Consider the following 25,906-nt stretch of genomic DNA (forward strand, 5'->3'; position numbering starts at 1 on the left):
ACCACCTCAAACTTGTCATTTTTTGTCGAATTATGCTCATACACTAAAACCGCCATTCGGCGGTTTCTATTATCTACTTTCGCATAAATTTTTGCATCATATTCCACTGTATATCAATAATTTCTTTTAGTTGGGCTGGTGTAATTCCGTACTGGATGGCTTTTTGAATAACGGAGTCCCATTCTTTTAATGTTATATCCCTGGTAGATAAATAATTCGTAAAATGCCAGTAAGGGGGAGGCTCTTTTTTAAGTAAAGCTACCATAATTCCACCTATACGATAGCTTTCATCCATCACAATATCTTCAAAATCGGGGTTAGCTGCTCTTAATATATCGCCCTTTTTACTATCCCTAAAAAAATACTTTAGGGTTGCCTCTGAGAAACCCGAAGCATTATCATGTAATGCTACTACAATATCACCTGAATGCACTATTTGGGATTCACGACATAATGCATAATCGCCTTCGTGGATCCCTACTCCTATCATGCTTTCGCCTTTTACCTGCAAGGCAAAATCAGCTTTAATATCGGCGGGAATATCTAATTCCCCTTCATAATTCTCTTCGGTTAATAAAGGTATGCCAGCGCGAATGTTGCCTAATATAGGTATTTGAGAGGTCATATCAGGCGGTAAAGGTTTATCGGTACGTCCGAAAAGATAATCGGTGCTTACCCTAAAAAAATTGGCTATTCGTTGTAACGTATAATAATCGGGTTCTCTTTTGTCTGCTTCATAAAAAGAAATCGTAGATTCTCCTAATGAAAGCATTTTTGCCAACTCTGATTGAGTAAGCCCTTTATCAAGACGTAACTCTCTTAATCTCGAGCCGAAAGTCATATGTCTCCCCTCGATATAATTATAACTTGCAATATGTAAAGAGATAGATCTCTTTGCGAAAAGTAAAGGCGGGAAATTTATCAATTGGAATAATCTTGACAAATTGCAGAGATAGCAATAAGATAGATATGAACGGCCTGACTGACTTGATCCAGGAGCTCCGCGAATGGAAGGCGGCCGAGGAAGAATGGAGAAAAGTCTGGATGCCAAGCTCGACCAGGCTATCACCTGCTCCAGGGGTCGGCGCCATATGATTTATGCGCAGCCAGGGAGTGCAGCAGCCTTATGGTGGATATTTCAACAGGAATAGCGCCAGCGGCCATCTCCGCTGGCGTGGCCGAACCGGCTCTGTGTTCGGAGTGCGGCAGCCAGCTGGAGGACGCGGGGTGCAGGGTGTATTGTTCAGACCGTGGGTATAAACATAATAAGGAGTGATAAGAGAAACCCCTTGGGTCTAACCGGATCCGGGGGCTTTTTTGCTTGTCACACAAAAACAGCCCCCCGAAATAGAGGTGCTAACGGATTAGGAAATTTGAACAGATTTTAGTCATCCCCAAAGAACAGCAGGATGAGGATTAGGAGCAGTATAAAAGCAAATCTGTGACGAAAAAACCCAAAGCCATCCATAAAGACCCTCTTTTCCGTTTCTTACTATATCGTATGAAACGGGCGGAGATGTGTGAGTGTTAACGCCTAAATTTAGATCTCGTTGAGAATGGTGTAACGGAGGTGGTGCCTACGGGCACTGCTTATCTTAAATGAGAGAAAGCCCCCAGGCCTACGGGATTAGTCCCGCGGATCCGGAAGCTTTTTGTTTTTCGAGTTCAGCCGATAAGTTTATTTTGTATGTATAAACATCGTGTTTTTATCTTACATCATATTTTTAACAGCCAGATGCAAAATGAAAAAATCATGATTGACATCAGGGGTTTAACTTGGTATTATTTTTGATGTAGAGGAAAATTAATCCATAAAAGCCAAACAAGGAGGTGTTGGTGACGTGGGAGCCGTGGAACAAATAGCTTCTATTGCTGAACAGGCTCTTAAGGAGTTACAAGAGGAAATAGCTTCGTTAGAATTCCAAATTGAACAGCTAATAAATAAAAAGAAATTAGCCGAGACTAAAATGAAAAGTCTTCGCATGTTCATTGAAACTAACTCGGGAAAAACTTCCGCAATTAGTCTTCCCGAAAACCAAGTTGAAGAGTTACTGGACGATCCTGAAGAAGTTTTTGCTGATATGAAGCCGCTATCTGGAAAAGAGCTTTCTAATGCAATCGAAGAAGTGTTGCGGGAAGCATTGCCTAATCCCTTGCATTATGAAGAAATTATAAAGAGGCTAAACAGTAAGGGTATAAGAGTACCTGGTAATCAAGCTAGAAATATTATGAATTACCTGGTGCGGGATCAGCGTTTTATAAGAGTTAAAAAAGGCACATATACTATAAAACCTGAGAACGATGTTACAGATGTAAATAACGAAAGCCCTTATTTACCGGAAGGGGTAGATGAAAAAAGTGAAGTAATACAACAATAAAGGCCAAGCCAACCTGCGACTTGGACCTTGCCCCTGGTGTCCGACGGCGAGCCGATGGACAGCCTGTTATGGGGCCAGCTTATAATAAATAAAATCCCCAACAATTATTATAACCCATACTGGCGTCCAGGGCAAGGGTATCCCCGTCGGAGAAAGGATGGTAGCAAGCCATGCTTATTTTCCGAGCGTGGATCACCCTGCGAAATGGTCGCAGGATTTACGCTAGGGATTATGGCAAAAGGGCATTCCCGATTTGGGTAGAAACTAAAACGGGAACTAAGAAGCCCTAAGCTAAGTCCCTAAAGGAAAGCAGGATTATGCTGGCTAATCCTGCTTTTATTATACCCAACAAAATACGAAAATAAACGTTACTAATATTAGTCTATCCATGATAGACTAATATTGAGACTAATCAGCAGGATTAACCCCTTATCCTTGGTCCCTGGTGCTATCTTTTGGGGAAGCACAGAGAGCTACATGCCTTATGGACAATACTAACCCAAGGCAAGAAAGGTTATTCCAGGCACCCCGAAACCTTGAGATGGCGGGGGAAGCTGAAAGCCCTTTATTTGCGCCATGAAAAACTGGCAAAAGAAATGAAAAGTAGGAGCTATAGCCATTGCAGCCCCTTGATATTCGTTTGGCAACGGGTAGCGCCCTGCAAAATCAGTATGTTAATACACCTGAAGAACAAAAGGCAATTCTAAGGTCCAAACAATGTGATTGCGATGTGTAGGGAAGGGCCTACCGCGGAATACTACCACTGGTGATAAGAAAAATAGGCCGAATAATTAGAACCTGCCGCTGTGGAAACACCTACGTTCACGAAGAACTAGAATCCCCTGAATGCCCAAACTGTGGCCGGATCGGCGAAGTGGAGGACAGAAGAATCCATCGTTGCGAAAACTGCCCTATAGTTGAAAAGTGCCCTCCGGAACGTAAAGAAGGTGGGACAAAGTATGGAGTCTGCATGCACTATAGGCACCCGGATCCGGTGAGATATTGAGGTATATCTACACCGTGGATTCGGGTCCATTCCTTTTTAGTCAAGATGGTCCTAACGCCATGGAAAAGAACTAGCCGGGGTTTATGCCCCGGCTTTCAATAATTGCCTAATAAACCTTATAATAAATTCTGCTACAATTTCCCAATCAGCCGGATCGTCAGAATAAATCCTCTCTATTTCCATCTCCATGGGGCCACCCTCCCCGGTGCCGGATTGGTATAATATATTCAAGGCATGAGTTGTCCAAAAACAGGCATAAAATGGTAACGGGTGGGCACCAGGATGGCTAAAGCAGCGATTTATTGCCGGGTATCTTCGGAGGAACAGGCCGAGAGAGGGACAATTGAAGGCCAGGTCCAATATGCAAAAAAATACTTGGACCTCCATGGGCCAGAGGCTGGAATAACGGAATGGGAATTCTACCTTGATGAAGGGGTTTCCGGGACTGTAGCCCTCCCTGACCGACCGGCAGGAGCTCGCCTGGTGGCCGATGCCCGGGCAGGAAAGTTTCAGGTGCTCTACGTTTACCGGCTGGACCGCCTGGCCCGGAGTGTAAAGCATGTATTGGATACATATGATCTTCTTGAGAAGCAGGGTATCGCCCTCAAAAGTATGACCGAGGCCTTCGATACAGGCACCCCGACCGGGAAGTTCTTCATGACCCTTCTCGCCAGCATAGCAGCCCTGGAGCGGGATACTATCCTGGAACGCACCCAGATGGGCAAAGACCGAAAGGCGCGCCAGGGAAAATGGGTTACGGGGATGCCTCCCTTCGGGTACCGGATCGGGGCCGACGGGTCCCTGGAGGTCTATGAAGATGAGGCCGAGACGATCCGGTTGATTTTCCGCCTCTACCTTGATGGCATGAGCACCATTGACATCGCCAAATATCTCAATGCCCGCGGCATCCCTACCCCGGCCAAATCTAAGCGAACGAAGAATAAGAGCACCGGGAAGTGGCACGCCGGCCATATTTCTATTATCCTCCGGACCGAGGCCTACACGGGAACCTATACCTACCTTAAACGGTCTAAGCGGAGGAAGGATACCATAGAGATACCGGTACCGGTCATAGTTTCTAGCCATGATTTTGTTGCCGCCCAGGCCAAGCTCATAGAAAACGCCGACGCCGCCCGGGGAAGCCGGGGGCGTAATTACCTGCTCCGGGGGCTTATCTTCTGCGGCAACTGCGGCCGGCGGATGGTCGGCAGTTCGGGTATGAGTAAAGAGGGGCGGGTTTACTATCGATGCACCGGCGCCATAAACACAGGTGCTGGCCGGCTATGCAACGCGAAGATGATCCGGGCCAGGGACATTGAACAAGCCGTTTGGCAGGATATTGAGGAGTTTGCTAAGGATCCGGGAAAAGTCCGTGAAATTATGGAGGCTAAAATTAAAGAGAACAAGCAGAAATTGGACCCGGTAAAAGATGAGCTGGCGGGGCTAGAGAAGGCAATCCTCGAGAAGCAGGCGGCCAGGGGCAAGGTGCTATCATTCTGTGCCCGGGGTATAATTTCGGACCAAGAAGCCGAGGAGGAGTTAAAAAACCTGGGCCGGGAGATTGAGACCCTGGTAGCCAGGCGAGATTTTCTTTTTGGCAAACAGCAATCGGCCCAGCAGTTTGAAACGGAAGCCCTCACCGCCCAGGTTCTTATGGAGGACCTGGCGAAACGTCTGCAGGACGTAACTGATGAGCAAAAAGGCGAAATCATACAGGCCCTGGTTAAGCGGATTGACGTTTATACTATCGAGGAAGATGGAAAGCGTCGGTCCAAGGTAGTCATCCAGTACAGGTTTGGGCCAGGTTCGGAAATGGCGTTGTATGGTTCTAAGACTAACAGGAAATGCTAAAATGTGATGAGAAATTTCTGTATAATCTCCTCAGCCTCTCCCAGGAGGGCAACTTTAAAGCCGGCCGTTTTGCTTTGATCTCAGCGGATGAGTAGTCAGTTACCTCATACCACCAATAGCCGATCCCTTAGAGAAGCTACTTCCTGAATGAGAATAAAGGGTATATTTCCAGGTTAAACTTGCCCTTGCCTGTCTTAGTGAGATATACTGCCGAGATAAGGCCGCGTAGCAAATTGTTTTTTGCCGTCTTGTCTTTTGCTGCATGATAAGCTGCCAGGAAGGTTTTGATGTTTTCTTTCAGGGTTACCATTTCCCGCTCGGCATTGTCCGGGGCTTTATTATTTTGCGGGATATTTTCTAAAAGGGCCATCTCCCTTTTTATTTCCTGCTGGCGTTCTAAAAAAGTCTCGTCGTCGTAGACGCCTGCTTCATATTTCTCGCAGATAAAGTTCAACCTGCGCCTGAGTTCAGCTTTTTTTTGTTCTATGGCTTCGGCAACGTCCAGGGTGGCCGCCGCTTCTTTCTGGGCGTTATAGGTCTCATTAAACATTTCTACTAGCTTTTGCGTATCAAATTCGCCTAGCTGTTCCAGGTAATTTAAAATACTTGCCTCTACATCCCGGTATTTTACAAAGCCACACCCATTAGGGCAGAATAAGAATTCTTTGTGATAGACGCTGGTTCCTCCTGTTTTTTTGCGGTAATGCTGGATATTTAACTGCCTTATCATGTGTTTGCCGCATTTGGCGCAGATGACCAGGCCAGCCAGTTCGCAGGGCGAAAAATCCATTTTTACATGGGGCCGGCTGGCGTTTTTGAGGTTAATTTTTGCCTGGGCTATTTCCCAGGTTTCTTTATCTATTATGGGCGGGTGGGCATTATGCACAACTATCCATTCTGATTCGGGCCGCTCATAATACTTGTTTTCAACTCTCCTGCTGGTGCGGAATTTCACGGTACCGATATAAACCTCATTTTCTATTATTCGCTTTACAGAAAGGTAATTCCAACGTGCAGCCCGGCCGGGGCTGGTAATGCCAAGGCGGGTAAGGTAAGTGGCTATTGCTTTGTGGGATACCTCTTTCCCCTCCAACCCGTTATTGAAAAGATCAAATATAAGTCTTACTACTTTGGCTTCCTCTTCGTAAGGTTCAAGGCGCATGGTATTCTGGTTTAAACGGTAACCATAGGGCACCGAGCCGGCAACCCATTTTCCTTCTTTGGCGTATGTATACCTGGCCCCGATTAAGCGTTCGCGGGTCATTTCAAATTCTTCCCTGGCCAGGAACAACTCGAACCGAATCTGGCGGAGGTCGGCGCTGTTTTGCGGGTCATACGTCTTAAAGGGGGTGAGGATAAAAATACGTTTATTTACAATGAGATCATAAATCTGGCCCATGTCGGTATAAGTGCCCCTGCCGAGACGGGGTATCTCCTTGACGGCTATGGCGTCGTATTTACCCTCTTTTAGTTCTTTAATTACCTGTTGGAATACGGGGCGGGTTTCTATTTTATCCCCGGAGCCGATTTCCTCGGCTATATCATACGGGACTTTAAGCCTCTCCAGTTCGTCAACCATTAATTTCCTTTGGGCTGCCAGGGTATCCTCACCGGTTCGCCTTTCCCGGGCTATGTCCTGCCGGGAACGGCGGAGGTAGCAAACGATATTGTTTATAGTTGCATCTTCAGGGAGGTACATGTAGAAACCTTCCTTTTGTTTTTTGGTATGAGTTATATTTCGTTATGTAACCAAATATTCCTGCTTTTTGCAAATACCTCGAAAGGAGCGGTTATATGGCTTCTGACTTAATCCTTCCTGATCCAGATCCCGCTATTCAGCCAGGGAAAGCAGTTATCGGTAAGAACTACCGGGTAAGATACGTGAACCGGGAAAAAAGTCACCCGCTGTATGGCCAGGCCGGGACCGTACAGGCGAGAGCCAGGGGGCCGGGACCAAGGAATTTGCTTGTAAAGCTGGATGACGGAGAACTGGTGGTGGCACCCTGGGGCAATTGGAGAATGGCAAGGGGGGATAGCGATGTTTAAGAACTACCGGCTGATGCTGCTGATAGGCCTAATCTGCGGCGGGTTGGCGGCGTTCGGCGCCGTGACTGCCGTCAACCAGAAAGTCGGCGCGGTCCCGGCGGTGGTGGCGGCAAAAGACATAGAAGGCCGCCGGGCGCTGGCGGCCGGGGACCTGACGGTTTCATTGCTGCCCCGGTCGGCGCTGTACAAAGACGCCCTGGCTTCGGTAAGCCAGGCGGTGGGGCAGGTGGCCAGGGGGTTTATCCCGGCAGGGACGGTCATGCGGGCATCGATGCTCCTGCCGCCCGATAAGGCGGGGATAAGCGGGATTTTGAGCGAATACCCCGGCCTGGTGGCCGTCGCGGTAAAGGTCGATATAGAGACGAATTTGGCCGGCGCTTTGCAGGCCGGGGACAAGGTGCAGGTCATAGCCCGGCATAAAGATGCGGGAGGCGGCAGGCATGAGGTGGTTGCCAGCGCGGCCCCGGTCCTGGCGGTGAACGACAAAGGCGTCATTTTAGGGCTTACGCCGGAAGAAAACGGCAGGTACCAGCAGGCCCTGGCCGGGGGCGCTGCAATATCCTTCGCCCTCCTGGGCGAGTAGGGAGGAGGGGTAGTTCTGGAAAAAGCGATTGTTTTGGGAGACGAAAAATTCGTAGAAACCTTTCTGTCCGGGTGGGCCGGGCCTTTGCCGGTGGCCGGTGCGGCTACGGGTTTGGAAGCGGCGCAGAACCTGGTTTTGGAAGACAATACGGTGGCCGTGGTGGGGTTTCCAGGTGGTGGCGGGGTAGAACTGGCCAAAGAGATAGCGGCCAGGTACCCCCGTTGCCGGGTATTCCTGGCCGTGGACGATAAAGACCTGGCCGATATGGCCCTGTGGCGGCGGATGGCCGCCCGGGGCATCGTGCTGGTATCCGTTAATAATGCTGCCGCGGAGGTGGCGGCGGCGTTAAAGGATGCCGGTTTCAGGGAAGGGCCCGCGCCTTTGCCTTCGGCCCGGGCCGGGGAGAAGCCGGGGAGCTGCCGGGATGAAAGGGGAAAAGTATCTATTGCTTTGTGGAGCACCAGGGGCGGTGTGGGCAAGACGGCCCTGGCCGTCTCCCTGGCAGCCCTCCTGGCCGTCCGGGGCCGGGAGATCAGGAAGGATTACCGGGTGGCGCTGGTGGACGCCGACGCCGACGGCGGGAACTTGAGCTACTGGCTGGGTTGCCCGAATCCCCGGGTGACCCTGCCGGCCTGGCTTGATGCGCCGGAAGACAGCGTTGGCTGGGATACGGTGCGGGAATACCTGCTCGTTCATGAGAGAAGCGGCCTGTACTTCCTGCCGCGCTCCAACCGGGCCACCGACGAGGAATACGTCACCGCCGGGCTGATGGCAAAGGTCCATGCCGGGCTGTCAACGTACTTTGACACGGTGATTTACGACATGGGCACGGCTGTCCGCAAGGAGAACAACTATACTCCTTACCTGCTTTCTACGGTTGACACTATCCTGGTGGTGGCGCGGCCGGACCTGCCCACCATCCAGAGCATCAAGAACGACCTGGACGAACTGGCGCCCAAATGGGGCCTGGACCCGGGCAAGCTGCGGCTGGTCCTGAACCGGCGGGGGAGGGGAGCAGGGTACAAGTTAGGAGATATTGCCAGGCATATGGGTATCCCCCTCCTGCTGCCGGGCCTGCCGGAGGACGTCCATGTAGACCGGGCCGCCGGCCGGGGCGAACCCGTGGTGCTGGCGTACCCGGGCTGCGACTTCAGCCGGGCGGCCGGGCTGATGCTTGCCAACCTCATGGGGCGGGAGTTTGCCGGCGCGGGCGACAAAAAAAGGCCCTGGGAGCATGTGGCCGGGCTTTTCCGCCGCCGGGCGGCTGCGGCGCGGGGAGGTGAGGCTTGATGGCGGGCAGGGACGCTGCTTTGGAGCCTGGCCTGCTGGAAAAGGCGCGCTACCGGGCTATCATGCGCATCCGGCGGGAGAACCGGGAGGTCCTGCGCCGGCCGGAAAGCCACCGGGACTACTTGCAGCGGGTTTTCCGGGAAGAACTGGAACGCATAAGGCCGGACATGTCCATGGGCCAGTTGAGGGAACTGGCCCGGGAACTGGCCCTGGACGTCATGGGCTACGGGCCGCTGTATGACCTGCTCCGCGACCCCAAGGTCACGGAGATCCAGGTCTTCGCGCCGGACAAGGCGCTGGTGGAAAGGGAAGGGGAGATTATGGAAGCCGGGGTCCGCTTCCGGGATATGGACCACCTGTTGAACATCACAAAAAGCCTGGTGGGCCTGGCCGGGGCCAGGCTGGACGAGAACAGCCCCCTGGTGACCTGCCAGCTGCCGGACGGGTCCCGGCTGACGGCTGGCATCGCCCCGGTGGAGTTAAACGGCGTTTTTTTAGGCATCAGGAAGTTCCCGGAGTTTTTGGACCTGGAGGAACTGGCGCGGCGGGGGACTTTGACCCGGGAAGCCGCGGCGTTTTTGCGGCTGGCGGTAGAGGTAGGGCTGAATATCGCCGTCACCGGTCCGGTGGGGGTGGGGAAGACGACCATGATGAACGCTTTAGCCTGCCTGATCCCCCTGGACAAGACCTTGGCTACCACCGAGGAAGTGGCGGAGCTGCAGTTCCCGCGGCGGCGGGACGTGCGGCGGCTGGTGGCTAAATTCCCGAACGTGGAAGGCGGCGGGGAGATCTCCTTGCCTGCGCTGCTCAAAGCCCAGCTGCGCCACCAGCACGACTGGGACATCATCGGCGAGTGCCGGGCGGCGGAGGCCTACTACGTGCTCACGGCAACCACCGCCGGCCACAGCGTCATGACCACCTTCCATGCCGAAACCCCGTCAGAAGCCATTACCCTGCGCTTCCCGGACATGGTCCTGCAGTCGGAAGAAGGGCGCTCTTACGGGGACGCCAGGGCTATCGAGCGCAAAACGGCCTTGAGCTTCGACGTGGTAGTGCAGATGGCCCGGTCCGGGCGGGAGCGCAAAGTGGCGGAGATAGCCGCCGTAGGGTGGGACGGGAAGACGGTGATCGAGCCTTTGTTCCGCCTGGAGGGTGATAAGCTGGTAAGTGCCGGCGGCAGGGGGCTGGAACTGCTTAGAGTCAAGCGGCCCTATCGCAACTGGAAGGCGGTGGGATGCAATGCTGCTGTTTAGCGGCGTCATGGCTTTCCTGGCCGCCGTTGCGCTAACGGCAGGGCTTTTCGCCCGGCGGCGGCGCGACCCCATAGCGGAACGGCTGGAACAGATGCGCCGCAAGCCCTGGCGGGCCAGTTTCAAAGCCCGGATGCGGGCGGGCAGGCGCCGTGAAGACGGCGCGGCGGCCGGGGCCGCGGCCCTGGGGGCCCTGCTTGCCGGGGCTTTGAGCTTTATGGTTGCCGGTTCGTTTTTCGCCCTGTTCCTCGGCGGCGCCGCCGGGTTTTTTTGTTTTCCACGGCTTTTAGAGGAGCTGCGCCGCAAAAAACTGCGGGAGGACTTTGCCAACGAATTAGGATCGGGGGTGCGGGCCCTGGCCCGGGGCTTGCGGGGCGGGGCGTCTTTAGTCCAGGCCTTCGCCTACGCCGCCGGGGAAACGAAAGGGGTTGTGGGCGGCGAGTTCCGCCGGGTGGTGGAAGAGAGCCGGGGCGGCAGCGTCGTCGAGGCGGTAGGGCGCCTGGCGGCCAGGGTGGACATGCCGGAGGCCTGGATGCTGGCCGACGCCGTGCGGATGCTGGGGCGGACAGGCGGGCAGGACAGCCTTTCCCTGCTGGAGGCCTGCGCCGGCGAGATCGCGGCGCGGCGGGCGAGAATACGCCGCGCCCACGCCCAGACGGCCGGCATCCGGTTTGAGGGATTTTTGGCCAGTGTTATCCCTGTGGCCATGTTCCTGTGGTTTTACTTTAGTTTTGGCGACGATTACCGGGTTATGGTGGAGACGGCCCGGGGCCGGACGATGCTGGCCGTTGCCGTGGGGAGCCTGGCCGTGTGCTGGGCGCTGGTACTGGCGATCTTAAGGCGGGCGGGTATGGAAGACTGAGAGGAAAGAGGTGGCCGGAATGTTCTACTCCTTGCTGGCGGGGGCCTGCGTTTTCTGCCTGGTCACGGCTTTCTTTTCCTGGCGGCAGCGCAACCCTTTGGCTGAATGGGTGGAGAGGAGGAGCAGGGCGGCGCTGCCTTTAAAGGCGCGCATCAGCCTTTTTTTGCGGGAGGCCGGGCGGCAGGCGCAAGGTTACGTGCCCCGGGCGCTGGCGGACCTTTTCAGCAGCCGGCGCCTGGCCCTGATGTTGAGGCTGGCGGGGACGCCCTTCGGCCTTGCCGCCGGGGAGTTCCAGGGGCTGCTTTTCCTGGCGGGCCTGGCCGGGATTGCCGCCCTGGTCCTGGGGCGCGCCCTGGGGGCCGGGGCCTTGCCCGGCCTTATGGTGTTGGGCGCCGGCGTGGGCCTGCCCCTCTTGTGGGTGCGGGTTTCGGCCGGCAGGACCCAGGCCCGGATGCGGCGCAGCCTGGGGTATTTCATCCGTCAATTGGCGGTGGGGGCCGCCGGGCGGGTGTCGATCCTTGATATGTTCAAGGACATGGCCGCCAACGCCGGGCATGACCCCCTGGCGCGGGAGATCGAAGCAGTAGTCGAAGAAGTCGAAAGGGGCGGCCGGAAGTTGAGCGAGGCCCTGCACGACATGGCCGCCAACATCGACATCCCCGAGGCTTACGAACTGGCCGCCGAGCTGGCGGCGGCGGAGAGGTACGGCGGCGAGGGCCTTGCCGCCGGCCTTAAAACCCTGGCCCGGTCCCTGGACGCCCGGCGGGAGGCGGAGAGCATAAGCGCCGTCCAGAAGGCGGAAACATGGATCACCATGGTCATCGCCGTCACGGTGGTCCTCTCCGGCTCAATCTTCATGGTGGGGGCCATGGTCCTCAATTTTTTGGAGGTATGGCATTGAGGGAAAGGGGGTGAGACAATCCCGGCCAATCACCTGTGAAAGGAGGTGACATAAATAATGGTGAAGTTCAAGCAGGGTTTTAAAAATGCAGCCGGAAGCTTAAAAAACACCTTAAAGATCCTGGCTGATGACAGCGGGGTCCTCCAGTGGGTGGCTATCACGGCGGTTATGGTTGGGCTGTTTATCTGGGGCTACAACAGGTACGTCAAAGACCCGGCTTATGACACGTTTTCCCAGACGGGCGATTACTTGAGCGCCGGGATCAACGGCGAATAGCCGGCGGGGGGCGGGTTTTAATCCCGCCCTTTTTTCTTTCTAGCAGGAGGGGGTGGGAAAAATAACAAGTTTGGTTAAGCACGTTGTTTTGCTAGTCCTCCTGGCGGCGGCCGGGGTTAAAGATGTGAAGACTTCTAAAATCCCAAACGTGTATACCTTGCCGGCCATCGCCCTGGGGGTATTGCTGGCGGGGCCGGGGTGGAAAGCGGCCCTGCTGGATGCCGCGGCAGGCTTTCTTTTGTTTTTACCGGTTGTGCTGCTGGGCCTGGCGGGCATGGGGGACGCCAAGCTCTGCGCGGCGGCCGCCTCCCTGATTGGGTTCCAGCAGGCGGGGCTGGGGGCCTGGCTGGGGACGGTTTATTGCGCTTTATGGGTTGCCTGGCGGGAGGCCCGGAAAGGAAACTTTTTGCGCTGGGCGAAATCGCAAGTTTACGCCGCGCCGCAGGCCCTGGCAGGCCGGGCGCCGGGAGGGGAAAAATATCCCTTCGCGCCTTTTTTCGCCGCCGGGGTGGCGGCGGCGGTGCTTTGGGGGTGGCTGTCCTGAAGAAAGGCGAGGAAGGGCACGTCCTGGAGTTCACCCTTTTTGTGGGGGTCATTTTCTTCTTCATCTTCGGGATGCTGGTCTACAGCATGAGGGCCAACGCCACGAGCGTCTGCATCAGCGCCGCCCGCGAGGCGGCCCGCACCCTGGCCGTTACCCATTCCGAGGAGCAGGCCAGGGCCAGGGCGGCGGAGGTGGTCCAGTCCAGCCTGTACACCGGCGCCAGGGCCGGTACGACCAGGGCGGGAGAACCCCACAAGGCATTTGACCCGGACCAGCCTAACCCTGAACGGCCGGACGTAATACTTGAGGACGACGGGACCTGGTGCCGCGCCTGGGTGTATTACCACCTGCCCAACGCGGTGCCGGGACTGCCCAGACTCCTGAACCGCAGGGCTTCTCTCCTGGACCGGTACATCACGGTGGGCGGGTACGCGGTGTTTAAACGGGAGGTGGAGTGATGTTTGGCAGGGCAGGCGTTTCCTTTCTTTTGTAAATTATGGTGTAAAAGTTAAATTGTTTTTTTGTGCCGCGTATTGTCACGGCTTTTCCGGGGTCGATCAATGTGGGAATTGAAGTGCATTTTACGCCTGCGCCGGCAAGCTTTAATAAGCCGCCAACCGCCAAAGGAGTATAGCCGTAGATTATAGCTCCTTTTATTAATTTTGTTTTTGAAAGGAAGAGCAGCAGCAGCCTGGCGTCTTCAACAAGCGCATCTTTCAGGTAAGGGTTCCTTTTATATTTACAGGCTAGTGGCAAGTGGACTTCCAGGTAAAGACTATTCAGGGGGAGGTGTAAGTTCACATTTCCTGCGGTTAGAAATTTGAGGGCGAAGTAATAACATAATGGCGATGATAAGTAGAGGCGAAAATATTTTGTTCCGCTTGCCATGCGAATCAAAAAGTTAATGATTTCTGTAAGGATTAAATACCCGAATATAAAAAGCCAGGGCGCAATTAAACAGAAATGCAAAGGCGGTTGTAAGGAAAAGTTGTTTTTAAAAAAGATAAAGATAAGGGGATGAAAGAAATGGATAAAAATAAAATGGAAGGCTACCCAGAAAAAAATACCTGTTATTCCGAAGAGGTTTGCAATGACCCCAATGGCCGAAAAGGGCAAATGTATGATGGTAAAGATAATATGGAGGATTGCCATCAATGCTTGCTTATATGCCTGTTTATAAAGGGATTGCGGATTGCCTGCTATATGGCCATTGCAGCGATGGTGTGCCATTTTATGATACCTCCGGGCCGGGGAATTTGGCTGTTTTCCCGGCTATTTATCATATTGGTGGCGATCAGGACTTCCTACGCTGTTATTGTTGAGGATTTATATAATGAATATTGGTATGGCGGCGGCTTTATAGTTTTATTCTTTTACACGCTCCTATCATTATGGATACAAAAACATGCGGACTATTCTTACCTGGACAGGTTGCTTGAATAATATGCTTTTAATTCTGCATTTTTATGGAAATTCCTCTTTAAACGGGAGGTGGAGTGATGTTTGGCAGGCTGCGCGGCGAGGAGGGTTTTTTGCCCCTCTTTATGGCTCTGATGATGCCCTTGATAATCTTCGCCTGGGGCCTGGCTGTCGACTTCAGCCGGGCCCATTTCGTCAAGGCGGGGCTGCAGACGGCGGTCGACGCGGCGGCGCTGGCCGGGGCCATGACGGCTGTGCCGGTGGTGGAGGTGGAATACCATCCGGTGACGGATGCGGGCGGCAACGTTACTGGAGTGGAGGAGACGGTCACGAAATGGCAGGCGGTTATCCAGGATGAAGCCCTGGCCGCCAGCGAGGCGCGGGACGCCTTCCGGGCCAACAGCGGCTTGCTGGACACAAGCGCCGGGGTGGAGTTCGACGAGGGCAGCGGTTACACGGGGGCGAAGCAGGGCGAAGACGCGTACGTGGCAGAAGCAAGGGCGAAGGTCAGGACGCCCTGGGCGGGCGCGGCGGCGGCCCTGATGGCCGGCGACAGGTCTTTCTATGAGGCGCCGGTCAGCGCCAGGGGCGCGGGACAGGCGGTAGTGAAATCGGATTAAAAAAAGAAAGGACAGGTGGTCTTTTTATGCGGAAGGGTATCGTGGCGTTGATGGTATCGGCGGCTTTTGTCGCGGGGGCAGCCGCCGGTTTCGGCGGCGGGTATTACAAATACGTCGTCGAGCCTCAAAAGCAAGCCGTTGAGATGGCCAAAAAACAACAAGAAGAGATGAACAGGATGGTGCGGCGGGGGACTTTGACCGCGGTAGAGCCGGGCAAAATTACCCTTAAAGTTGAAGACGGCGGCGGGGATATAGGGCAGGAGTTGACCCTATCTTTGAGTGAGGACGCCACCTTGCAGGTGGGGATGAATTTCATAGACGAAGACGGGAAGGCTGGCGTCACGAAATGGTTTAAACCGGGCGATGCCGTAAGCGTCCTGGCCAAAGACGGGGAGGCCCTGGCCCTGTACAGGCCGGCGCGGCCGGGAGAGGAAATACAGGAAGGCGGGGAGGGCGGCGATGCCTTACCTTCCCCTGAAGCCGGCCAGGCGCAGGGGCAGAAAAAGTGATGCAGGCAAAACCTCAATGCGGGGCATTGAGAGCATTTTATGAATTGGGAGGCGGGATTTTGTGTGGAAGGTTTATTTCCAGGAGAAAATTCCTTTTTTATGGAATGACGCTTTGGAATTCCCGGCATGGCTTTTGCCTTTGTTTTACTGCTGGAAATCAGCCCCCTTCGTTTTTGGCCTGGGCGCGGCAGGGTTTGTAGCTGCGGCCGTCTACTCCCGGCATAGCGGCGATGTGTATTATAACGCTCTTATCCTCAAAATGGGCTTCTGGTTTATTTCCCTGGTGTGGGTTCCTTTAAAGGACGCCGCGAAGGTTGAGTTCCGGAATTTGGCGGCGGTGCGGGAAAAAGCGGACGGGTTGGCGGAAGTGAGAAAAAACAGGAAGATCCTAAACAGCATAGCGGACGGCTATGGGGATGAAGTTTACGGCAAGGCCAGGTAGGGCCCTGCTACGTGTCAACGGCCCGGCATCGCGGCGGTTTGGATAGATAAGGCGGCAGGCGGCAGGAGCGCTTTTTAAGCGCCCCTGCCGCTTTGATTTAAGGCCTTCCGGCTGCCTTTGCATTGTACCGCCGCCCCGGCCGTAACGGCAAGGGTGCGGCCTGCGGCATATGCTCCTTCGCTTCGCTCAGTCCGCTATTCCTCGGCCCGGCCCAGCACTCAAAAAAATTGAGTGCTGGGCTGCCCTTGCCTCCCGGCCGGGCGGCAAGTTTTACAGTTAAGGCCGGAAGGCTTGAGGCTGGAGGCCTGGATAAGAGATAAGGGGTGGCAAAAGATGGGGAGATATGAGGTCGGGGCGAGCTGCCGGTTATATTGATAAATTGGCAGGCCTGGGGTAAAATGGAGGTGAGGAAGGTGGCTGAAATGGTAACACCTTCAATACTTCTGGCCCGGGAGGGACCATTCATGAATGAAAAAATAGTTTATTCTATGGCTAAACGTATACAGGAGAAGTTTAATCCCGAAAAAATAATAGTTTTTGGCTCCTGGGCGAGGGGTGAAGCCGGGCCGGACAGCGATGTTGACATCCTGGTTATCATGGACTGCACGCGGGAACAAAAGCGGGAGATACAAGCAGCCATCAGGAAGGAACTACGGGAGTTTAATGTCCCTAAAGATATTGTAATTGCTAGCACGGAGGACATAAACAAGTATAAAGATGCCTGGTGGACTGTTTACCATCCTGCCCTTGCGGAAGGGAAGGTGCTTTATGAACAGCAGTGAGAGGAAAGAAGAAGCCTTGAAATGGCAGGATAGGGCGAGAAGGGACCTGCGGGTGGCGAAGATGCTTTTTTATGATAAAGAACCGGAATTTGATCTGGCTTGTTATTTATCGCAGCAATGCGCCGAAAAAAGTTTAAAAGCCCTTTTAATCCACCGGGGGATAAGGTTCGCTTACAGGCATGATCTTGACTACCTTGTAGGGTTATTGCCGCCGGGGGAACAAGAAACATATTACAACATAAGATTGGAATGGTTGAGCGGATGGGTTACTGAAGGGCGTTATCCTGGAGACACCGCAGGTGCGACAAAAGAAGATGCTCAAAGAGCAATCGAGATAGCGGAAGTTATATATAATAACGTTTCCAGGTCTTTGCAAAACGGGTAGGTGGCGTTTTCTGATTTCCGTTAAATGTAACGAAGGAGGAAGGTAACATGCTTCCCAGGTCCAAATTCAAAATAAAGGAGGCCGATACCGTGACCCGCAACCTCAACATTGTTGCCGCTTTCCTCCTGGCCGCGGCCGTATTCCTGGCGGCCGGGGGAATTGCGGAGGCGAAGAATTCGAATGTAACGTTTGTGATAGATTACAATCTTTTCGCATATTTGACACCAAATAAAGAAGTCAACCACGGGATAGTGAACCGCGAGATGGACGTGGCCCCCTTCGTCGAAAACGGTCGCATCTACATCCCCGTGCGCTACCTGGCCGAGGGGATGGGCGCCTCGGAAAAGGACGTAGTGTGGGACGAAGCCACCAAGACCGTCACCATCAGCCTGGAAGGCACCACGGTGAAGCTCCAGATGGGGAGCAATATCCTCTACGTCAACGGCGAGCCTCAAGAGATGGACGTCACCCCGGTCATCAGGGACGGCAGGGTGTTCCTGCCCGCCCGGTTCGTGGCCGAGGCGTTCGGGTACGAGGTTACTTATAGGGGCGGGGCCGACAAAGGGGTATATTTTCACTATAAAAAAGAATAACATTAAACCCAAGGAGGTGAACGGCCCCGGCGCATTGCGACGGGGCCTAAACTATGCGCCTGGAAAAGAAGGCGGCGGGGAGAGTTTTTCTCTCCTTTTTTGTTTCTCTCGCATTGATAACGGTTGCGGCTTTTACGGCGCCGCGGGAAGCCGGGGCGTGGGCCACCACCACGGCCGGCCCGTACGGGCTAAAATACGCCTACACCGAAGGGGCGTTCTTCCAGTTTTACTCGGTGCACCCCTTGCTCGTGGGGAAATACGGCGGGGACGAGTGGCCTAACAGCTCGCAGATGGTCGACTTGCCGGAAGAAGACCGCTTCGCGCCGGACATGCTGTTCGCGCCTATCGACTATTCCACGGGCGGGCTGGACATAGGGGCGGGGTACGGCTTCATGCATCCCGCGGCTGTCCCGGAGGACCTGAAGACCTGGCTGGAAGCCCTGGAATGGCCCGAGACAGGCGGCTATTACAACGTCACGGACGCCGGGGAAAACCAGGGGAGCATTGCTGTCCGGGACATATTCTACCACAACTACTACGGCACGTATTTTAAAGCCGCGTCCAACCCCACAAGCGCCTCGGCTACCAGCCCCCTCGACATGGGCGACAGCGGCAGCGGCACCCAATGGGTGGCAGCGATCAACGACGGGGAGTATGATTTCACGCCGGTGTATTACCATGAGAGCCTGCCGGAGATAGGAGAGAATCCTCAATTTATCTACCTTTACAGCTTCACCAAAGAGGGGGCGATAGGCTTCCTCCACCGCATGTACCAGTCGTTTTCCGGCGGCCTTCAATTCCTGATGCCCGACGGCGGGTGCGAGTTCAAGATGGTGGCCTTCACCGCGGACCTTTCGGTGGCGTCCGTCGCCGCGGGGACGCCGGGGAGCGACGGCATGGCCGCCTACGGCGTGGTTATTGAAAACCTCTCGCCTTTCGAGGCCCACAACGCCCTGTTCGAGCTGTACGCCTGGCCGGACGGCGCCTCGTTCCCCACCCTGGTGGCGAGCAAAACGGTGAGCGTGCCCCGCGCCAGCGTGGCCAAAGGCACGCCGGGCGCGGTCACCCTGACGGGATTTTTCGCAGCGCCTGTCGGCGAGGATTTCCGCCTGATCGCGACCATCAACGCCCCGTACAGCGCTTCCGGCAGCGTCCTGGGCAGCAACCCCGGCAGGTGGTCGGGCCAGCCGTACAAGCCCTTGTACGAGGACAGCGTGCCGCCGGGCATGACCGCGTTTATGGAGTATTACTACGACAACAACGTCAAGGCCACCAGCCTCATAAGCGGTTCCCCGGAGGACGATTCTTCCGGCGGCGGCGGTTCTTCCAGCGGCGGCTCTTCCGGTTCAAGCGGCAGCGGCGATGAAGAAGAGGAGGAAGAAGGCGAAGGCGACCTCATAGCCCGCAGCGTGATTTTGTACAGCAGCAGCGGCAGCCAGATGGCCGGCGCCTTGACCGCCAGCACGGAATACACGGTAAAGGCGTCTTTCCGGTCCACCTTCGACGTAGGCGGGTACGCCCAGCTGCGGTTATATCGCAAGGACACAGGATGTTCCTTGAGCGATTCCAAGTATGCCTACTTCGAGCCGGGAGGCAGTTTGACATGGACCACAAAAGTCACTTCAGGCACGGTCGGCACAAAAACCTTTATAGCGACTGTCAACCTCTTCTACGACGACGGGGAGTGGAACCCGGGAAAATTCAGGGTCGCGGCAGACCAGGGACTGGTGGAAGAGACCACTTATGACAACAACAAAGTGGAAGAAACGTATGCCGTAAACGAAAACACGGAGCCGAGCACGGAAAGCAACTACGCCGAATATTACCCTTACGTGAAAAAACTGGTGCCGCGTTACCGGACAGAGACCCGGTGGATATGGGTGCCGGAAGTGAAAAAGGTGCCGGTGTATTTTAACAAGAGCCAGCCGAAAATCCGGGTGCGGCTGATACCGTTCACGGGAGAAGGAGAATGAAAGGAGGATAAACGCGATTGCAGCTAAAAAAACTGCTGGCGCTGTCTTTTTTGCTGCTCGCCGCGGCGTTTTTTCCGGGCCGCGCCGGGGCCGAAGAGGCGGGGTGGGAGACCCTGGCCGACGGCACGAAGGCTTACGGCTTCTGGGCGGCATACGGCGGGACCGAGTTTCTAATCGAGTGCGACCCGGACACGGGCGAAAAGACGGGATACGCCTACGTCAACAGCGGCAAGTACGTGGCGGAAGAGGCCACGGTGCTGGACGGCTATGACGAGACGTACTATATAGACTACAGCCAGCCCAAGCGCTACCTCTACCCGCCTTATTTCTTCCCCCTCATATACAGGGACACGACTTTGTCGATAAGGCGGGGCACGGAAGACCCGGAAATGGTGTATTACCCTTACGGCACGACGCTTTCTGAAGACTGGCGGCAGGTGATAGTGCCGGTCTACAACCCCAACGAGTGGCCGATCACGGCGCAGGTCAACCTGACTATGGCCAACGGGGACAAGTGGTCGGGCGAGATATACCTGGACGCGGGCGAGACCAAATACGTGCTGCTCAAAATACCGGAAGGGGCCAAGGCCAATTCAGGATCTAGCAGTTTCAAGACGACGTACATCACCGCTTACGGCAGGGTTGAGGAAAACCACGACCCTTACGCCCCACCGAAATACCAGGAAGACCCCCGCGCGTCCGACGGCAATGTGGTGGCCAGGCATGCCGACTTCAGGGGATTAAGTTTTGGCAGCCCGGAATGGTATGACGAGCGTGATTCTCAAAAGGTTTTTATACTGCAACCGGCTTTCAAAGAGGTGATGCGGTGGGTGCCGGATGACCCGGGCAACTGGCGCGTAGGGCATCCGGAGTATGATACGGTGCCTGGTTACCGGTGGACGAGGGTGGATGTAAGCGTGCCCGGCACAATTGAGGGTGAGCCGTTGCCGATCCCGGCCACCCAGGAGGATATCGACAATCTGCGGGCTGTAGGGCCAGTGGAAGGTAAATATTATAAAACCGAAGGGGCTACGGTTAGCGTTTGCAATAAAGATAAAATCGCCAGCGGGCGGGACGAAGACGGCGATAAGATTGACGTATACCGCTATTATTACAAGGCTAGAATCCCGGTGATTAACAATACCGGCTTTATTGCCAGGTTTGATAACCTGAAACTGGTCACCCGGCAACGTATTAACGGCGACTGGGAAAAAGTGATCATGCCGGGAAGCGCGTCGGGCGGCCCCGTCCCACCCGGGGAAACAGGAGAGTTATATGCCGAGTTCACCCAGGACAACTACGAGCTTGTGAATAAAAAGAAAAATATCTGGGAAAGGCAAAGAATATTCAGCCCAAGAGTGATTGCTGGGAGCGTGTTTAACGGTATCGGTGGCATATACTATCCCCAAATACTAGAGACGGATGTCACCATCAACGCCGTGGCCGGTTGCGAGGATTACAATAAAGAGCGGCACTGGTCGAGGGAATTCATGCCTTCTCTGAGGGTAACCATGTTTGATTTCGAGGAGGTAATGACACCCGAAGAACTGGCAACCTTTGCCCAATACGTAGATCCTGGTATCAGGGACAATATCATCCATTTCCTGGCTGGACGGCTGGAGTTGATGGAAGTAAGCGCAGAATACAACAGGTATGACGCTATTTTTGACGATTAGGCTGATGCCGGGGCGAAAGACCCCGGCTTTTTTGTGTAGTGAGGCTTTAAGAAGAAAAGGAGCGAGGTTTTATTTTGGCACTCCAAGTTAACAATCAACCGGACCTGGCCCCGGTCAGGGCCGTAGGGGTAGACGCATGAAAGTTTCAAAACCAGCCATGGTAGATCGAAAAGATACCTGGCGTTTTATTACTAAAGCTTTATGCCGCATACTCTGGTATTCTTCTTGGGTGTTACTCTTTTTGGATGTATTCACGTTTTTCCTCGTGCTAATAGCTGCAGTCCTGCTGTTTACACAGGGTTTTAAAATTGAAGCCATCCGCTTAATTAAGCTGAGAGGCTTTTTCTCTTTGCCAGGACTTCTTATAGCTTTTTGGGGGATGTTAATTTGTTGCCTCGCAGATCCTGGTAAGAGGCTAAATTCATTGCGTCATATGATCTTTCGATTGGGTCGTCGGGGGGCAGATTCACTGTGGCTTTCCAAAAAAAGGGGGCACTTTAGCATAGAAATGAGTTATAATACTACTGAGAAGGAGCATTTTGCCGGAACGGAGAAAGCCATTATGGTAACAAACGACAGGGAAATTAGGCAGGAGATTAGCGATAGCCTCATAAAAAAATATGGTAAAGAACCGGGCACTATGATAGTCCACGAGTTAAAGGTGTGCCAAGGGGAAGCCCGAATTGATATAGCCTTGGTTAATGGTGCTATGCATGGCTATGAGATAAAAAGTGATCGAGATACCCTGGAGAGACTACCAGGGCAAATTAAGATATATAATCGAGTGTTTGATACTATTACTATTATTACTGGTATTAGTCATTTAAAAGAAGTTGCTACCCTAATACCCCCTTGGTGGGGAATTAAGGTAGCAAGCTGCGAGGCTTCAGGTAAGATTACCATAACAGAAATACGTCAACCAGAAAGCAATGCTAATATTGACGCCTTTTCCTTGGCCCAGTTTCTTTGGAAAGATGAGCTTGTGGATTTAGTTATGCGCTATAATGTGGGCAAAGAAATAAAGAGACTAACACGTGCTCAACTTTGGGCTTATGTGTCGGAAAATATTCCGCTGGAAGAACTTAAGGCATATGTTAGAGAATGCCTTAAGAAGAGACAAGCATGGCGACCTGATGCCCAACGTACGTTAAATGATGATTAGTGTTAATCGGTACCCAACTTCTCATATTTCCATGGTTACAATTATTAGAGCCGGTGCATTTTTGATTAGCACATTCATAAATTTTCATATCTCCCCAACTAAAATCTTTACCACAGAAGATGTCTGATATATTAATAAGTTTTTGTGATAGGCTGTGAAATTGTGTATAATCATAAGGGTTTCTTGGATCGCGAATTCCACGGACAATATACCATGTATTTTCTGAGGTATATCTAATGGTTGGTATTATAGTAATGCTGTGATCGTATTCCTGATCATGTGGATCGTCCGGTCCATAGTCTCCAAACTTAACATATGAATGTTTGTTGTGGACTTCCTTCCATAATATCCATTCCTTTCTTTCCAATAACGATATTTTGTTTTGAGGAACATTCAAACTTTCAGGGAATGAGGACCCAGCCACAATTACATTTCTAAAATCCGAAGCTTTTATTTGAGTAAGCATAAAGCATATAACAGTAGCTAATGATTTTATAACGTCTTGAGGCAATTGTACTATTTCTCCCAAATCAACAATTAAATCAATAGATTGTTTATCAGCTCCAGCGTCTTTATATAATCGCTCCTCAAAGTTATTTACGTCCTCAAGTTCCTGAATGCCCACCCTCAAGGCAATACCGTTAGAGAATATGTTAGCTTTTTCGCGTATTAATTGAGAATACTCTATAGGTTTGCTTGCTGAAATAACCGGTATTATAGCTAGCTTAGAGCTTTCGGGCTCGGTCAATACTGCTTCCATAAAATCATTTAAGTCGTCTCTAAAGGTAGGGTGAAAATCAAGGTAAAACCGCCGCCCTTCACCCCAATTTTTTATAATTTCACTTGCGAAACTATCTGGTTTGGTCTCCTTCATAATATTTAGTACAGGGCATAAGTTATTTTTGGCTTCATCCGACAACCTACGCAACGCCAGTCGTTCTCCTTCTTTCCATTTAAGAATGGGTACATAAAACTCTGGCATAGATGGCAATCCCCCTAATTGCAGCATAAAATTTTTATAAACAATAATACCACATATATTTAAAGAAAATGGTCGATTGTTGTCGTGTAATCTCATATTTATGGTGGCTAGGGCATATTGCTGCCCTGGCTTTTTTTATGAAGGACTTTATTCAACCAAAGAAAAAGGAGCGTGGTTTTATGCTGGCACTTCAAGTTAATAACCAACCTGGCCTGGCCCCGGTCAAGGCCGTGGGGGTAGACGTGGGGTACGGTTTCGTCAAGGCGGTTTCGCCGGTGGCCAGGGTTTCCTTTCCCTCGGTAGTGGCGCCTTATATTGAGGACCCCCTAAGTGGCTTGTTTTACGATGGGACGGGCCACAGGGTACGGGTGCGGAAGGCTAACGGGGAGGTAGAGGAAAAACTTGTCGGCGAGGCGGCCCTGCGATCCCTGGCGGCCACTGCCACCTTAAGCCGGGAGAAACCTGCATCCCTCCATGATCTGATGCTGTTGGCGGCCGCCTACCTGGCGGGCGCCGGGGATAAAGGACCATTTCCCAAACAGGTTGACCTGGCGGTGGGGTTGCCCCTGGCCTATTTCCGCGCCCAGAAGGACGCTTTGAAGAAGCGCCTGGAGGGCCTGGCGGCCTGGGTGAGCGTGGACGGTGGGGAAGAGAGGTATATTAGCTTCGGCAAGGTGCTGGTATTCCCCCAGGGGGCGGGGGTGGTGCTGGCGGGGGATGTAGTCCTGCCCGGGAATGGTTATCTGGGAGTGGTCGATGTGGGAACATACACCACCGACTACCTGCTCTTTGAAGACCGGGGTGATGGTGTCCCCCGTCCCCTGCCGGAGGTCTGCGGCAGCCTGGAGGCTGGCGTGAACCTCCTGCACCGCGCCCTGGCGGCCGAGTTCCAGCGTCAGACGGGCGCCCCTCTGGCCCCGTCCATGTACCAGGAGGTTGTTGAAGACGCACTAGCCGGGCGGCCCATTCACTATGCAGGCAAGGATATCCATCTTGAGGAAAAGTTACTAAAGGCCAGGCGCGATATCGCCCAGGCTATCGCCCAGGGGGTGTTGGCCGCCTGGGGCGGTCGGTCCGGGTTTGTGGCTCTGACGCTCCTCGCCGGCGGCGGGGCCTGCCTGTTTGGAGAAGAACTTCTGCGAGCCTTGCCGGGGGCGCGGGTGGCTAAGGAACCGCTATTCGCCAATGCTATGGGTTATCTTAAGATGGTTTGTAACAATGATTAAGCCTTGCAATTGCTAATACAACAGGGGTTTTAAAAGAGATTTTGTAACAATAGTGAGTATGTAAGGACATAGCATTCTTTGTTTGTAACAAACGAGGTGAAATATATTGTCCGGTGCCTTGAAACGCCTTAATTTGCAGTTACCACAAAACCATCCCGTATTCCGTTACCCGCCCCGCATCAGGGCAAAAGTGGCCCGGGAATGGCTGGACCTGGGGATGCGCCTGGCGGCCATAGAAGAAAGGTTGGCCAAGCTGGAAGAGCGGGGGGCTGTTCCTTCTGCTTCAGGCGCTGACAATGGGGAAGGGAAGAAAATTGACCCTATCAAATTCCGGGAAACCCTGGCGGGAGTTTTTGATTTTTAAAAGAGAGGTGGTGGCCAGAGGTGGGGGAGAAGAACCCGTTTGTACCGGTGCACGTGCAGGTGTCAGAACTGGTCCTTATACCTGAGAGCGAAATTATCGTTTTAAAGCCGCCCGGGCAGACGCCCGTGACGGTTTACTATATCGGTCCCGACCAGATGGAAAAGGTAGAAGAATACTTCGCCAGCAAGTGGAAACTCTACAGCCCCTGGCGGAAAGAAGGTGATTCCCTTGCTCAAAAAAAGCGACGTCGAAGCGGTAATAAGGCACCCCGAAAGGATACGGGTCTACTACCATCCGATAGTGGAACTTACGTCCGGGCGGTTATGGGGGTATGAGGCTTTGGTCCGGGGTGAGGGAATTCTTGCCAAACCGGGGCGGCTCTTTAAAAGCGCCGCGGCCTGGGGGCTTTTGGGCGAGCTGGATACGGTCTGCTTTCTGGCCGCCCTGGCCGGCGGCTACCCGCCGGAGGGGTACTTAAGCGTTAACGTGACGGCGGCAGGGCTGGTTGCTATTGACGCCGGCGCCTATGCGAATCCACGGCTAGTCATCGAGTTAACCGAGTATGGCTTAAGGGATATACAGCAATTAACGGGTACTTTAAGTGCCTGGCGCGGGAATGGCGCCAGGATAGCTATAGACGACGTGGGGCCGGATATAGGCCAGCTTAGGGCGGCCCTGTACCTGCGGCCTGATTTTGTAAAAATAGATCGTTCCCTGGTGCGGGGCTGCGACTGCCATGTTTCTAGCCGCCTGCTGCTGGCCCAGGCCCTGGAGGTATGCCGTTAC

Annotated in this window: 30 protein-coding genes and 1 pseudogene; 27 read left to right on the forward strand and 4 right to left on the reverse strand. The window is 53.6% G+C overall.

The genetic code is table 11. The features are described 5' to 3' along the window. Window positions 1-73: 73 nt before the first annotated feature. Window positions 74-841, reverse strand: coding sequence for a LexA family protein (locus tag E308F_RS12780; protein WP_141265328.1), 768 nt, complete (start codon window positions 839-841; stop codon window positions 74-76). 95 nt (window positions 842-936) lie between these two features. On the opposite strand from E308F_RS12780, the gene E308F_RS16300 reads away from it, so the two are divergent. The 5 genes and pseudogenes from E308F_RS16300 to E308F_RS12805 all read left to right on the forward strand — a co-directional run. Further along, window positions 937-1,095 (forward strand): hypothetical protein, encoded by a 159-nt coding sequence (locus E308F_RS16300; RefSeq protein WP_216364552.1) that lies wholly within the window; start codon window positions 937-939, stop codon window positions 1,093-1,095. Window positions 1,096-1,841: 746 nt separating this feature from the next. Further along, a complete protein-coding gene (locus E308F_RS12785) occupies window positions 1,842-2,378 on the forward strand; it encodes an HTH domain-containing protein (RefSeq protein WP_141265329.1) in 537 nt (178 codons plus the stop codon). Between the two features lie 455 nt (window positions 2,379-2,833). Continuing rightward, on the forward strand, window positions 2,834-3,085 hold the full coding sequence (locus tag E308F_RS16960; RefSeq protein WP_216364553.1) for a pyrimidine dimer DNA glycosylase/endonuclease V: 252 nt from the start codon (window positions 2,834-2,836) through the stop codon (window positions 3,083-3,085). A gap of 581 nt (window positions 3,086-3,666) precedes the next feature. Further along, entirely contained in the window at window positions 3,667-5,235 is a 1,569-nt protein-coding gene (locus tag E308F_RS16595) for a recombinase family protein (RefSeq protein WP_253260476.1), read from the forward strand. Then, window positions 5,223-5,327 (forward strand): annotated as a pseudogene (locus E308F_RS12805) (hypothetical protein); the annotation flags it as partial. The gene E308F_RS16595 and the pseudogene E308F_RS12805, both read left to right, overlap by 13 nt. A gap of 44 nt (window positions 5,328-5,371) precedes the next feature. On the opposite strand, the gene E308F_RS12810 reads toward E308F_RS12805, so the two are convergent. Continuing rightward, a complete protein-coding gene (locus E308F_RS12810) occupies window positions 5,372-6,934 on the reverse strand; it encodes a recombinase family protein (RefSeq protein ID WP_141265330.1) in 1,563 nt (520 codons plus the stop codon). Between the two features lie 95 nt (window positions 6,935-7,029). Between E308F_RS12810 and E308F_RS12815 the strand changes: the two genes are divergently transcribed. From E308F_RS12815 to E308F_RS12855, 9 genes are all read left to right on the forward strand, one after another. After that, on the forward strand, window positions 7,030-7,281 hold the full coding sequence (locus E308F_RS12815) for a hypothetical protein (RefSeq protein ID WP_141265331.1): 252 nt from the start codon (window positions 7,030-7,032) through the stop codon (window positions 7,279-7,281). Further along, complete coding sequence (gene cpaB, locus E308F_RS12820) at window positions 7,274-7,864, forward strand: Flp pilus assembly protein CpaB (protein WP_172613944.1); 591 nt, start codon at window positions 7,274-7,276, stop codon at window positions 7,862-7,864. Before E308F_RS12815 ends, cpaB begins: the two co-directional genes overlap by 8 nt. Before the next feature lie 33 nt (window positions 7,865-7,897). After that, the gene (locus E308F_RS12825) at window positions 7,898-9,154 is read left to right on the forward strand and encodes an AAA family ATPase (RefSeq protein WP_141265333.1); all 1,257 of its coding nucleotides are present in this window, start codon (window positions 7,898-7,900) and stop codon (window positions 9,152-9,154) included. Next, window positions 9,154-10,407: a CpaF family protein gene (locus E308F_RS12830; protein WP_141265334.1), complete on the forward strand. Its 1,254-nt coding sequence runs from the start codon at window positions 9,154-9,156 to the stop codon at window positions 10,405-10,407. Before E308F_RS12825 ends, E308F_RS12830 begins: the two co-directional genes overlap by 1 nt. Next, window positions 10,394-11,266 (forward strand): type II secretion system F family protein, encoded by an 873-nt coding sequence (locus E308F_RS12835; protein ID WP_141265335.1) that lies wholly within the window; start codon window positions 10,394-10,396, stop codon window positions 11,264-11,266. Before E308F_RS12830 ends, E308F_RS12835 begins: the two co-directional genes overlap by 14 nt. Before the next feature lie 19 nt (window positions 11,267-11,285). Beyond that, window positions 11,286-12,167 carry a type II secretion system F family protein gene (locus E308F_RS12840; RefSeq protein ID WP_141265336.1) on the forward strand — a complete coding sequence of 294 codons (882 nt, stop codon included), beginning with the start codon at window positions 11,286-11,288 and terminating at the stop codon, window positions 12,165-12,167. A 57-nt stretch (window positions 12,168-12,224) separates the two neighbouring features. Next, window positions 12,225-12,443, forward strand: coding sequence for a hypothetical protein (locus E308F_RS12845; RefSeq protein WP_141265337.1), 219 nt, complete (start codon window positions 12,225-12,227; stop codon window positions 12,441-12,443). A gap of 70 nt (window positions 12,444-12,513) precedes the next feature. Continuing rightward, the gene (locus tag E308F_RS12850) at window positions 12,514-12,987 is read left to right on the forward strand and encodes a prepilin peptidase (RefSeq protein ID WP_216364554.1); all 474 of its coding nucleotides are present in this window, start codon (window positions 12,514-12,516) and stop codon (window positions 12,985-12,987) included. Then, a complete protein-coding gene (locus tag E308F_RS12855) occupies window positions 12,975-13,445 on the forward strand; it encodes a TadE/TadG family type IV pilus assembly protein (protein ID WP_172613945.1) in 471 nt (156 codons plus the stop codon). The genes E308F_RS12850 and E308F_RS12855 overlap by 13 nt, the downstream gene beginning before the upstream one ends. Here the strand turns inward: E308F_RS12855 and E308F_RS12860 are convergent. Continuing rightward, the gene (locus tag E308F_RS12860) at window positions 13,426-14,217 is read right to left on the reverse strand and encodes a hypothetical protein (RefSeq protein WP_141265340.1); all 792 of its coding nucleotides are present in this window, start codon (window positions 14,215-14,217) and stop codon (window positions 13,426-13,428) included. The genes E308F_RS12855 and E308F_RS12860 overlap by 20 nt on opposite strands. A 269-nt stretch (window positions 14,218-14,486) precedes the next feature. On the opposite strand from E308F_RS12860, the gene E308F_RS12865 reads away from it, so the two are divergent. From E308F_RS12865 to E308F_RS12905, 9 genes are all read left to right on the forward strand, one after another. Next, on the forward strand, window positions 14,487-15,026 hold the full coding sequence (locus E308F_RS12865; protein ID WP_141265341.1) for a pilus assembly protein TadG-related protein: 540 nt from the start codon (window positions 14,487-14,489) through the stop codon (window positions 15,024-15,026). A gap of 26 nt (window positions 15,027-15,052) precedes the next feature. Then, on the forward strand, window positions 15,053-15,535 hold the full coding sequence (locus E308F_RS12870) for a hypothetical protein (RefSeq protein WP_141265342.1): 483 nt from the start codon (window positions 15,053-15,055) through the stop codon (window positions 15,533-15,535). Window positions 15,536-15,596: 61 nt separating this feature from the next. Beyond that, window positions 15,597-15,977, forward strand: coding sequence for a hypothetical protein (locus tag E308F_RS15945; RefSeq protein WP_172613946.1), 381 nt, complete (start codon window positions 15,597-15,599; stop codon window positions 15,975-15,977). Window positions 15,978-16,399: 422 nt separating this feature from the next. Beyond that, window positions 16,400-16,759, forward strand: a complete 360-nt coding sequence (locus E308F_RS12880) for a nucleotidyltransferase domain-containing protein (protein ID WP_253260491.1) — start codon at window positions 16,400-16,402, stop codon at window positions 16,757-16,759. Further along, a complete protein-coding gene (locus E308F_RS12885; RefSeq protein WP_141265343.1) occupies window positions 16,746-17,144 on the forward strand; it encodes a HEPN domain-containing protein in 399 nt (132 codons plus the stop codon). Before E308F_RS12880 ends, E308F_RS12885 begins: the two co-directional genes overlap by 14 nt. Before the next feature lie 47 nt (window positions 17,145-17,191). Further along, entirely contained in the window at window positions 17,192-17,737 is a 546-nt protein-coding gene (locus tag E308F_RS12890; protein ID WP_141265344.1) for a copper amine oxidase N-terminal domain-containing protein, read from the forward strand. Between the two features lie 53 nt (window positions 17,738-17,790). After that, window positions 17,791-19,710, forward strand: coding sequence for a hypothetical protein (locus E308F_RS15950; protein WP_172613947.1), 1,920 nt, complete (start codon window positions 17,791-17,793; stop codon window positions 19,708-19,710). Between the two features lie 17 nt (window positions 19,711-19,727). Next, window positions 19,728-21,386, forward strand: coding sequence for a hypothetical protein (locus E308F_RS12900; protein WP_141265345.1), 1,659 nt, complete (start codon window positions 19,728-19,730; stop codon window positions 21,384-21,386). A gap of 136 nt (window positions 21,387-21,522) precedes the next feature. Then, a complete protein-coding gene (locus tag E308F_RS12905) occupies window positions 21,523-22,548 on the forward strand; it encodes a sce7726 family protein (protein WP_141265346.1) in 1,026 nt (341 codons plus the stop codon). Here E308F_RS12905 and E308F_RS12910 read toward each other — a convergent pair. Then, the gene (locus tag E308F_RS12910; RefSeq protein WP_141265347.1) at window positions 22,493-23,626 is read right to left on the reverse strand and encodes a beta family protein; all 1,134 of its coding nucleotides are present in this window, start codon (window positions 23,624-23,626) and stop codon (window positions 22,493-22,495) included. The genes E308F_RS12905 and E308F_RS12910 overlap by 56 nt on opposite strands. An 83-nt stretch (window positions 23,627-23,709) precedes the next feature. Here E308F_RS12910 and E308F_RS12915 point away from each other — a divergent pair, with 83 nt between their 5' ends. The 4 genes from E308F_RS12915 to E308F_RS12930 all read left to right on the forward strand — a co-directional run. Further along, on the forward strand, window positions 23,710-24,756 hold the full coding sequence (locus E308F_RS12915; RefSeq protein WP_141265348.1) for a ParM/StbA family protein: 1,047 nt from the start codon (window positions 23,710-23,712) through the stop codon (window positions 24,754-24,756). Between the two features lie 106 nt (window positions 24,757-24,862). After that, window positions 24,863-25,120: a hypothetical protein gene (locus E308F_RS12920; protein ID WP_141265349.1), complete on the forward strand. Its 258-nt coding sequence runs from the start codon at window positions 24,863-24,865 to the stop codon at window positions 25,118-25,120. A 20-nt stretch (window positions 25,121-25,140) separates the two neighbouring features. Then, window positions 25,141-25,455: a hypothetical protein gene (locus E308F_RS12925; RefSeq protein ID WP_141265350.1), complete on the forward strand. Its 315-nt coding sequence runs from the start codon at window positions 25,141-25,143 to the stop codon at window positions 25,453-25,455. After that, a partial coding sequence (locus tag E308F_RS12930; RefSeq protein WP_216364453.1) for an EAL domain-containing protein occupies window positions 25,421-25,906 on the forward strand: 486 nt, incomplete at its 3' end. The genes E308F_RS12925 and E308F_RS12930, both read left to right, overlap by 35 nt.

The organism is Moorella sp. E308F, from assembly GCF_006538365.1.
Lineage (GTDB): Bacteria > Bacillota > DSM-521 > Neomoorellales > Neomoorellaceae > Neomoorella.

Excerpts from the sequence above, each read along its gene's own strand:
- E308F_RS12870 (WP_141265342.1), top strand. The coding sequence starts at position 15,053 with ATGCGGAAGGGTATCGTGGCGTTGATGGTATCGGCGGCTTTTGTCGCG.
- E308F_RS12815 (WP_141265331.1), top strand. The coding sequence starts at position 7,030 with ATGGCTTCTGACTTAATCCTTCCTGATCCAGATCCCGCTATTCAGCCA.
- E308F_RS12885 (WP_141265343.1), top strand. The coding sequence starts at position 16,746 with ATGAACAGCAGTGAGAGGAAAGAAGAAGCCTTGAAATGGCAGGATAGG.
- E308F_RS12810 (WP_141265330.1), bottom strand. The coding sequence starts at position 6,934 with ATGTACCTCCCTGAAGATGCAACTATAAACAATATCGTTTGCTACCTC.
- E308F_RS12830 (WP_141265334.1), top strand. The coding sequence starts at position 9,154 with ATGGCGGGCAGGGACGCTGCTTTGGAGCCTGGCCTGCTGGAAAAGGCG.
- E308F_RS12780 (WP_141265328.1), bottom strand. The coding sequence starts at position 841 with ATGACTTTCGGCTCGAGATTAAGAGAGTTACGTCTTGATAAAGGGCTT.
- E308F_RS16595 (WP_253260476.1), top strand. The coding sequence starts at position 3,667 with ATGGCTAAAGCAGCGATTTATTGCCGGGTATCTTCGGAGGAACAGGCC.
- E308F_RS12860 (WP_141265340.1), bottom strand. The coding sequence starts at position 14,217 with ATGGCACACCATCGCTGCAATGGCCATATAGCAGGCAATCCGCAATCC.
- E308F_RS12915 (WP_141265348.1), top strand. The coding sequence starts at position 23,710 with ATGCTGGCACTTCAAGTTAATAACCAACCTGGCCTGGCCCCGGTCAAG.
- E308F_RS15950 (WP_172613947.1), top strand. The coding sequence starts at position 17,791 with ATGCGCCTGGAAAAGAAGGCGGCGGGGAGAGTTTTTCTCTCCTTTTTT.
- E308F_RS12910 (WP_141265347.1), bottom strand. The coding sequence starts at position 23,626 with ATGAGATTACACGACAACAATCGACCATTTTCTTTAAATATATGTGGT.
- E308F_RS12845 (WP_141265337.1), top strand. The coding sequence starts at position 12,225 with ATGGTGAAGTTCAAGCAGGGTTTTAAAAATGCAGCCGGAAGCTTAAAA.
- E308F_RS12880 (WP_253260491.1), top strand. The coding sequence starts at position 16,400 with ATGGTAACACCTTCAATACTTCTGGCCCGGGAGGGACCATTCATGAAT.
- E308F_RS12835 (WP_141265335.1), top strand. The coding sequence starts at position 10,394 with ATGCTGCTGTTTAGCGGCGTCATGGCTTTCCTGGCCGCCGTTGCGCTA.
- E308F_RS12905 (WP_141265346.1), top strand. The coding sequence starts at position 21,523 with ATGAAAGTTTCAAAACCAGCCATGGTAGATCGAAAAGATACCTGGCGT.
- E308F_RS12865 (WP_141265341.1), top strand. The coding sequence starts at position 14,487 with ATGTTTGGCAGGCTGCGCGGCGAGGAGGGTTTTTTGCCCCTCTTTATG.
- cpaB (WP_172613944.1), top strand. The coding sequence starts at position 7,274 with ATGTTTAAGAACTACCGGCTGATGCTGCTGATAGGCCTAATCTGCGGC.
- E308F_RS12890 (WP_141265344.1), top strand. The coding sequence starts at position 17,192 with ATGCTTCCCAGGTCCAAATTCAAAATAAAGGAGGCCGATACCGTGACC.
- E308F_RS12840 (WP_141265336.1), top strand. The coding sequence starts at position 11,286 with ATGTTCTACTCCTTGCTGGCGGGGGCCTGCGTTTTCTGCCTGGTCACG.